This window comes from uncultured Schumannella sp. (genome assembly GCF_905479755.1).
Classification (GTDB): Bacteria; Actinomycetota; Actinomycetes; order Actinomycetales; family Microbacteriaceae; genus DCRR01.
This window is the reverse complement of record NZ_CAJQNT010000006.1, coordinates 1-7,658: the sequence shown is the minus strand read 5'-3', so window position 1 is coordinate 7,658 and position 7,658 is coordinate 1. Positions and strand designations below refer to the sequence as shown.

Below are 7,658 nucleotides of genomic sequence, written 5' to 3'. Positions count from 1 at the left end.
CTGAGGTCGTCGTGATCGAGACCGCGGGCTTCGTCGCGTCCGGCTACGAGTCCGTGGCCGACGCGTGGTCCGAAGACCCGCTCGGTCTCGACACCGGCGGCACCAGTCTCGCGGTCTACCGACACGGCCAGCTGGTACTCGACCTCTGGGGCGGAACCGATCCGATCAGCCGGCGACCCTGGGAGCGAGAGAGCTGCGCCATCGTGTTCTCCTGCACCAAGGCCGTCACCGCAGTCGCCCTGCTGCGTCTGGTCGATCGCGGTCTCGTCGACCTCGATGCCCCGGTCGCCCGGTATTGGCCCGAGTTCGCCCGGAACGGCAAGGGCGCGATCACCGTTCGGCACGTGCTGACGCACCGGAGCGGACTCCCCAGCCTCGGCATCACCGACCGCCGGGAACTGCTCGATCCGATTGCGATGGCGGCGATGCTAGCCGACCGGTCGCCTGTGCATCCTCCGGGGCGGCACTGGCTGTACCACGCACTCAGCTTCGGCTACCTCCTCGGCGAGATCGTGCGCAGGGTCACCGGCCGATCCATCGGAACGCTCATCCAGGACGAGATCTCCGGCCCGCTCGGACTCGACCTCTGGATAGGAACACCCACCGAGCGCGGAGCCGACTTCCGCCCTGCACACTCCGCGCGCCCGCTTGCGTTGAGCGCGGAACCCGACGATCCGATCGTCGCCGCAGCGTGGCTCGGAGTGCGCGAAGTCCTGGAGCTCGCAATCCCCCAGCCCGGCGAGGATCGCGGCGGCGAGTTCATCAACAGCCGACGGTTCCGGGCCGCCGAGATCGCCGCCGGAAACGGGGTGGCGACGGCGAGGTCGCTGGCGCGCTTCTATGCGGCATGCATCGGCGAGGTCGACGGCATCCGGTTGCTGAGCGCGGACCTCCTCGACGAGGCGACCACCGATCAGGCGGGCGGGACGACCGTCGCACCCGGGCAGACCGAGCGCATGCACTACGGATTGGGACTCGACCTCGCCTATCGCGAGAACCCGATGCTCGGACCGCACTCGTTCGGCCACGCCGGCATGGGCGGACGGCTGGCGTTCGCCGACCGCCACAGCGGTCTAGCGGTCGGTTACGTATCGACCGAGCTGAGATTCGGTGAGAGCCCGGATCGGCGATGGATGCCGCTGCTCGCCGCTCTGCGGGCGGTGGCGGGGTGACGACGCAGTTGGAGCACGGCGGGACGCGCGTGGTCGTCGCACCGGAGACCGGCGCACGCATCCGCTCGATCATCGCCGTCGGCCACGAATGGACGCTGGTCGACGAGTCCGATCCGGCAGACGACTCGTTTCTGCGGGAGGGCATGGGCGGCTGGGACGAGGTGACACCTTCGCTCGCCGCGTCGATCACGTCGGACGGCACGGCACTGCCGGATCACGGCGAGGTGTGGAACCGGCCCTGGGATGTCACCGCGTCGACGCCGACCTCCCTCACGACGCGCGTACGGTTGACATCGAGCCGACTTACGCTCGCCCGCCACACCGAGATCGACGCATCAGGAAGCCTCATCCTCAAGTACACCCTCACCTCCGCGGAATCCTCACCCACGCCTTGGTACTGGGCCGCTCATCCGCAGTTCGCGTCTCCGCCTGGAACTGTCTTGGAGCTCGACGGGGTGGCCGACCTACGCACCCAAGAAGGTGAAACGCGGCGCTGGACGAATGGCGATCTCCTGGCGACCCTCGACGCCGGATCATGTCTCAAGTTGTATTCGACCGCTACCGCATCTGAGGACGGCGCCACGCTGCGTCGCTCAGACGGCTCGTGGATGCGCCTCTCCTGGCTCACACCGTGGCCCGCATCGCTAGGCCTGTGGTGGGACAACTCCCGCTACACCCGCGAGCCCACCGTAGCGATCGAACCCACAACATCAATCCTCTCGGACTCCGTTCTGCACCATGAGCTCGTCATCGCACCGGACGACACAGTTGGGTGGATGGTCCGTCTTGAGTTCGGCCTGCAGCGCGCCGAGGAGCGCCGCCAACCACTACCCAAAGCGACGCCCCTGCACGATGCCGAGGATGATCGCTTCAATAGCTGACGCACATAACTGCGAAGTCGAGACGGCGCCGACACGAATACGCCGGCTCAACGACGGTAGGAGCGTAGCGACCGCGGTACGTCCGTCATCGGTCGGAGCCCTTCTTTTACTTTTGGAATAGACGACTGCTTCAGAACTCTACGTTCGACGGGGTTGTGCCCGTAACGAGTGCTATCCGGGTCGCTGTGAGTGAGGATGATCCGTATGCGAGGACTGAAGCTGTCGACATCGGAGCCCACCATGACGGGTCGGGCCGTCAGAGCTGTTCGCGCGGTCCTGGTGGGGCTGTTCTGCGCGTTCCTGCTTGTCGGCGGCGCTTGAAAACTGGACAGTTGCGGCGCTTGAAAAGTGAACACTCAACGATTGGAGAGTGATCACTTTGGAAGATTGGGCATTGATTCGGAGGCTTGTCGCGGAGGGCGAGCCGAAGGCGAAGATCGCGGCGAGGTTGGGGATTTCGCGGACGACGGTCATTAAGGCGGTGGGCTCGGATGCGCCGCCTCGGTATGAGCGGTCGGTGGCGCCGACGTCGTTCACGCCATTCGAGGCGCGGGTGCGGGAGCTGCTGGTGGAGACGCCGACGATGCCGGCAACGGTGCTCGCTGAGCGGGTGGGCTGGGAGGGCTCGATCCGCTGGTTCCGGGACAACGTGAAGCGGCTGCGGCCGGAGCAGCAAAGGATCGATCCTGCGGACCGGCTGGTCTGGGCGGCGGGGGACGCGGCGCAATGCGATCTGTGGTTCCCGCCGAAGAAGATCCCGCTCGAGGACGGATCATCGAAGCTGCTGCCGGTGTTGGTGATCACGCCAGCGCATTCGCGGTTCGCGGCGGGCAGGATGATCCCGACCCGTAAGACCGAGGATCTGCTGCTGGGATCGTGGGAGCTGATCGAACAGCTCGGTCGGGTGCCGCGGCGACTGATCTGGGACAACGAACCGGGCATCGGTCGGGGAAAGCGTCACGCGGTCGGAGTCGACGCGTTCATGGGGACGCTGGCCACCAAGCTGGTGCTGCTGCCGCCCCGGGATCCGGAGTCCAAGGGGGTCGTGGAAAGGCGTAACGGCTGGTTCGAGACGTCCTTCATGCCGGGACGTCCTTCACCTCACCGGCGGATTTCACCGAGCAGTTCACCGACTGGCTGGGCCGCGCGAACCAGCGGGTGGTGCGCACGATCGGTTCCGCCCCCACGGATCGGCTTGCGGCGGATCTGGCGGCGATGCTGCCGTTACCGCCGATTCCGTTGCATCTGGGATGGCGCAACCGGATCCGCCTGGGCCGCGACTACTACGTCCGCATCGACACGAACGACTACTCCGTCGACCCACGCGCGATCGGCCGGATCGTGGATGTGTCCGCGGACCTGGAACGGGTTCGGGTGCGTCTGGACGGGCGAATCATCGCCGACCACGCCCGAGTCTGGGCGCGGGGCATGGTGATCACCGATCCTGCGCACCGCGACGCGGCCGCGGTGCTCAGACGAGCATTCCAGCAGCCTCGCCTCGCGGCCGTCGGCGACGATGACTTGGCCCGCGACCTCGCCGACTACGACCGGGCATTCGGGCTCGTCACTGACGAGGTGAGCAGCTGATGACCGCCACGAAACCCACCGAGGCAGTCAAACAGATCACCTTTCTCGCCGGCGCGTTGAAAGCACCACGCATCACCGACGCCGCGACCCGCCTCGCCGATCAGGCCCGAGACGCGGGCTGGTCATTCGAGGACTACCTCGCCGCCGTCCTCGAACGCGAGGTCTCGGCGCGCAACGCGTCCGGCGGTGAGTTACGGATCAAAGCGGCCGGGTTCCCCGGACGGAAGACCCTCGAGGACTTCGCCTGGGACGCCCAACCCACGATTCGGCCCCAGGTCGCCGCTTTGGCCTCCGGCGGGTTCCTCGCCGAAGCCCGAAACGTCGTGCTCCTCGGGCCTCCCGGAACAGGGAAGACGCATCTCGCGACCGCGTTGGGGATCGTCGCCGCCAGGCACGGGCACCGGGTGTTGTTCGCGACCGCGACGCACTGGGTCACCCGCCTCACCGACGCCCACCGAGCCGGGCGACTCCCCGCCGAGCTCGCGCGGCTACGCCGTTACGGACTGATCATCGTCGACGAAGTCGGCTACCTCCCGTTCGAGCAAGACGCCGCCAACCTCTTCTTCCAGCTCGTCTCATCCCGCTACGAACACGCCTCGCTGATCCTCACAAGCAACCTGCCGTTCAGCGGCTGGGGCGGGGTATTCGGAGACCAAGCCGTCGCCGCAGCGATGATCGACCGCATCGTGCACCACGCCGACGTCCTCACCCTCAAAGGCGCCAGCTACCGCCTCCGAGGCAGGGGCATCGACAGCCTCCCCAGCATCCGCACCACCACCGAACAAACCCCTAGCTAGACTGCCGCAACCGTTCACTATTCGAGCGCCGAAAACGTTCAGAATTCAAGCGCCGCCGACACTGCTTGCTACGGTTTTCGCGTCCGGTTGGTTCGCCGTGCCAGGTTACGTCCTGGGGAGTGGTGTGATTTCCCGCTTGTGAGCGTTGCTTCGTCGACGTGAAGAGCCACCGTGTGATGGTCAGTGAGAACCGACTAAAGCTACTCACACGAAGGACACCACACGATGGCTCTTGACCAGTCTGCCCTGCTCGATCTCCTCGCCCAACTGAAACTCACCGCTGTCAGCGACCGAATCCGCGTCACGACGGAGAAGCTCTATCAGGAGTTGATCGACGCGGAAGCGACCGCGTTCATCGGCGCCGCCCCGTTCGAGCGCTCGAGCGAGCGCACCACTCACCGCAACGGATCGAGGCCTCGGACGTTGACGACGACGGCCGGGGATCTGGACCTGGCGATCCCGAAGCTGCGGCAGGGAACGTTCTTCCCCGCCCTGCTGGAGCGGCGCCGCCGGGTCGACCAGGCGTTGTTCGCGGTGGTGATGGAGGCCTATCTGCACGGGGTCTCGACCCGGAAGGTCGACGATCTCGTCAAGGCGCTCGGTGCCGATTCCGGGCTCTCGAAGTCCGAGGTGTCGCGGATCTGCGCGGGCCTTGACGAGGAGATCGCGGTGTTCCGGGACCGGAACCTGGCAGAGCTCGAGTTCCCGTATGTGTTCCTCGACGCCACCTACTGCAAAGCTCGGGTCAACCACCGGGTGGTGTCCCAAGCGATCGTCGTCGCCGTCGGGGTCGCCGCGGACGGACGCCGGGAAGTCCTCGGCTTCGACGTCGGCGACACCGAGAACGAAGCGTTCTGGACCGCGTTCCTCCGCACGATGAAGGCCCGAGGGCTCGGTGGGGTGAAGCTGGTGATGTCCGACGCGCACAGCGGTCTGAAGAAGGCGATCGGGACCGTGTTCCAAGGCGCTTCCTGGCAACGCTGCCGGGTGCACTTCATGCGCAACGTGCTCTCGGTCGTGCCGAAGGGCTCCCAGGAGATGGTCGCCTCGATCATCCGCACCATCTTCGCGCAACCCGACGCCGAGCACGTGAAGACCCAGTTCGCCGAGGTGACCCGCATGCTTCAGCGTTCCCACCCGAAGGTCGCCGTGATGCTCGACGACGCCCGGCACGACCTCCTCGCCTTCACCGGGTTCCCGCAACGGCACTGGCGGCAGATCTGGTCCACGAACCCGCTGGAACGGGTCAACAAGGAGATCAAACGCCGCACCGACGTCGTCGGCGTCTTCCCGAACCCGGCCGCCCTCTTGCGCCTCGCCGGAGCGGTCCTGATCGAGCAGCATGACGAGTGGGAAGCCGGCGACCGCCGCTACTTCTCCGAAGCCTCGATGCTCGAACTCGCCACCATGAATGCAGTCAGCACCACGCCCGTCGAGGAGGTGACGCCCATCCCAGAACTCGCTGCGGCATAATCAAAACAACTGACCGCACGGTGTCGAGAAACTCCACCACTCAGCGGGACGTGACCCCGTGCCACTCATTGGAGTGGCAGCGCTGGTCGGTTTTCGCTGCCCACTACCGATTGCAGCCGCCTCGCTACTGGGTTCCGTGCGCTTGCTCACGCTGGGAATGCTGTGGTTTCCACAAGCTGCCCCGGACGTGGAGCTCTCGGCTTTCTACCTTGTCGTGTGCGGTGTACTGCCCTGGCTCTTATCGGCCGCGGTCGACGCGCGCCGGAGGTCCACGGCAAATTTCAAAGAGACACTCTCGGCGCGCGAGGAGCTTCGCCGTCGTGAGATCGCTTCGGCCAGGATGCGAGAAAGAGCACTCCTCGCCGAGGAGCTCCATGATGACCTCGGGCACGCCTTGAGTCTTGTGGCGTTGGATCTCGGGAGATGGGAACTCGACCCGAATCTCGACGAAGAGCGACGCACCGCCATCGGGAGATCACGGGAGAAGATCTCCCACGCGGTTCAGCGCCTTGGAGCCTCCGTCGAGGCCCTCCGTGACGGCCGACCCCCTGAACTCGCGCCCCCGACCGGGATCCAAGGACTCATCGCCGAGTCGCGTCACTCTGGCGTCGATATCACGATCGACAACATGCCGGACGACGAGGCCCTTCGCGCTTTTGATCGGACGACAATCGTCAGGAATCTGCGGGAAGGAATCACCAACGCGGTCAAACACGCTGCCGGTGAGCAGATACAGGTGAGATTCGCTATTCTCGACGACGCCCGGATGCACGTCGAGATCCAGAACCGAGCCCCGTCGACGCAACGGAACCCCATCCGTGTGGGGACGGGTCTGGTCGCGCTCCAGGAACGAGTCCGGATGGCAGGCGGAGAGCTGCGCGCGATCCACAACACAAACGGATTTACGCTGTCGCTCCGGATACCGAAAACGGAGGTGGGCTCCGTCAACCCCCACTATGTGCTCGCCGCAGATGACTCTGGTTTCGAGGTCGAAGGCGGTGCTGGTGACATTCTGCATCAGCTGGATGGCGGTCGCCGACGGAGTAACCGGCTTCTGCTCCTCGCTTTCGCTGTGCCCGCAGTCGCTCTGACGCTCGTCTTCATCGGGGCGCAGTGGTTCACCTATGAGGGAGCTCAACGCTCTTTGCTGGATTCAGCAACATTCACCGCCCTCGAGATTGGCTCATCGGAACGAGCTGTACTGGACCGGCTACCATCTGAAGAAGCGGAGTTCAGCGGCGAAAGGACTGACAGCTGTCGCTTCTATTCAGTCACAGCCGACCCTTTCGCTGACGCCTCCGGTGACCTCTACCGCCTGTGCTTCGAGGAGGGCTTGCTCCCATCAAAAGACATCCTGAAGGCAGGCACGAGATGATCTCCGACAGAAGGTCTCCAACCAGCGTGATGATCGTCGACGACGATGCGCTCGTGCGACTCAGCCTCGTACAGATCCTGCGCCTCGACAACGACATCGCGGTCGTCGGAGAAGCCTCATCTGGCAATGACGCACTCGCGCAGCTTCTCGAAATCAACCCAGACGTGGTTCTGCTCGACATCAGAATGCCTGACGGAGACGGCTTGTCTACGCTGAGTGAGATTCGCCAGAAGGTCAAGTCCCGGGTAGTGGTGTAGCGCGATCCTTCGTTGTGTTGGCTTAGGCGCTGAGTTCGAGGGCGGGTTGGTCGGTCACCTCGTTTCCTGTCTGGGGGACGAGGCTCAAGCGGCTCTTGGCGAGGATCTCGAGTCCG

General features: G+C 65.2%; 6 protein-coding genes and 1 pseudogene. All 7 read left to right on the top strand.

What is annotated here, in order from left to right:
• Positions 1–1,172 (top strand): serine hydrolase (locus tag QZ258_RS02090; RefSeq protein WP_294178576.1); only part of this gene is annotated, 1,172 nt, incomplete at its 5' end.
• A 29-nt stretch (positions 1,173–1,201) separates the two neighbouring features.
• The gene (locus QZ258_RS02085; protein WP_294178574.1) at positions 1,202–2,053 is read left to right on the top strand and encodes a hypothetical protein; all 852 of its coding nucleotides are present in this window, start codon (positions 1,202–1,204) and stop codon (positions 2,051–2,053) included.
• Between the two features lie 370 nt (positions 2,054–2,423).
• Positions 2,424–3,640: pseudogene (gene istA, locus QZ258_RS02080) on the top strand (IS21 family transposase).
• Positions 3,640–4,437 (top strand): IS21-like element helper ATPase IstB, encoded by a 798-nt coding sequence (gene istB, locus QZ258_RS02075; RefSeq protein ID WP_294178573.1) that lies wholly within the window; start codon positions 3,640–3,642, stop codon positions 4,435–4,437. Before istA ends, istB begins: the two are co-directional and overlap by 1 nt.
• A gap of 225 nt (positions 4,438–4,662) precedes the next feature.
• Positions 4,663–5,910: an IS256 family transposase gene (locus tag QZ258_RS02070; protein WP_294178572.1), complete on the top strand. Its 1,248-nt coding sequence runs from the start codon at positions 4,663–4,665 to the stop codon at positions 5,908–5,910.
• Between the two features lie 142 nt (positions 5,911–6,052).
• Positions 6,053–7,285, top strand: coding sequence for a sensor histidine kinase (locus QZ258_RS02065; RefSeq protein ID WP_294178570.1), 1,233 nt, complete (start codon positions 6,053–6,055; stop codon positions 7,283–7,285).
• A 29-nt stretch (positions 7,286–7,314) separates the two neighbouring features.
• Positions 7,315–7,542 carry a response regulator transcription factor gene (locus QZ258_RS02060; protein ID WP_294178578.1) on the top strand — a complete coding sequence of 76 codons (228 nt, stop codon included), beginning with the start codon at positions 7,315–7,317 and terminating at the stop codon, positions 7,540–7,542.
• Positions 7,543–7,658 lie beyond the last annotated feature (116 nt).

Coding starts and splice junctions, on each gene's coding strand:
- istB (WP_294178573.1), top strand. CDS start 3,640: ATGACCGCCACGAAACCCACCGAGGCAGTCAAACAGATCACCTTTCTC.
- QZ258_RS02070 (WP_294178572.1), top strand. CDS start 4,663: ATGGCTCTTGACCAGTCTGCCCTGCTCGATCTCCTCGCCCAACTGAAA.
- QZ258_RS02060 (WP_294178578.1), top strand. CDS start 7,315: ATGATCGTCGACGACGATGCGCTCGTGCGACTCAGCCTCGTACAGATC.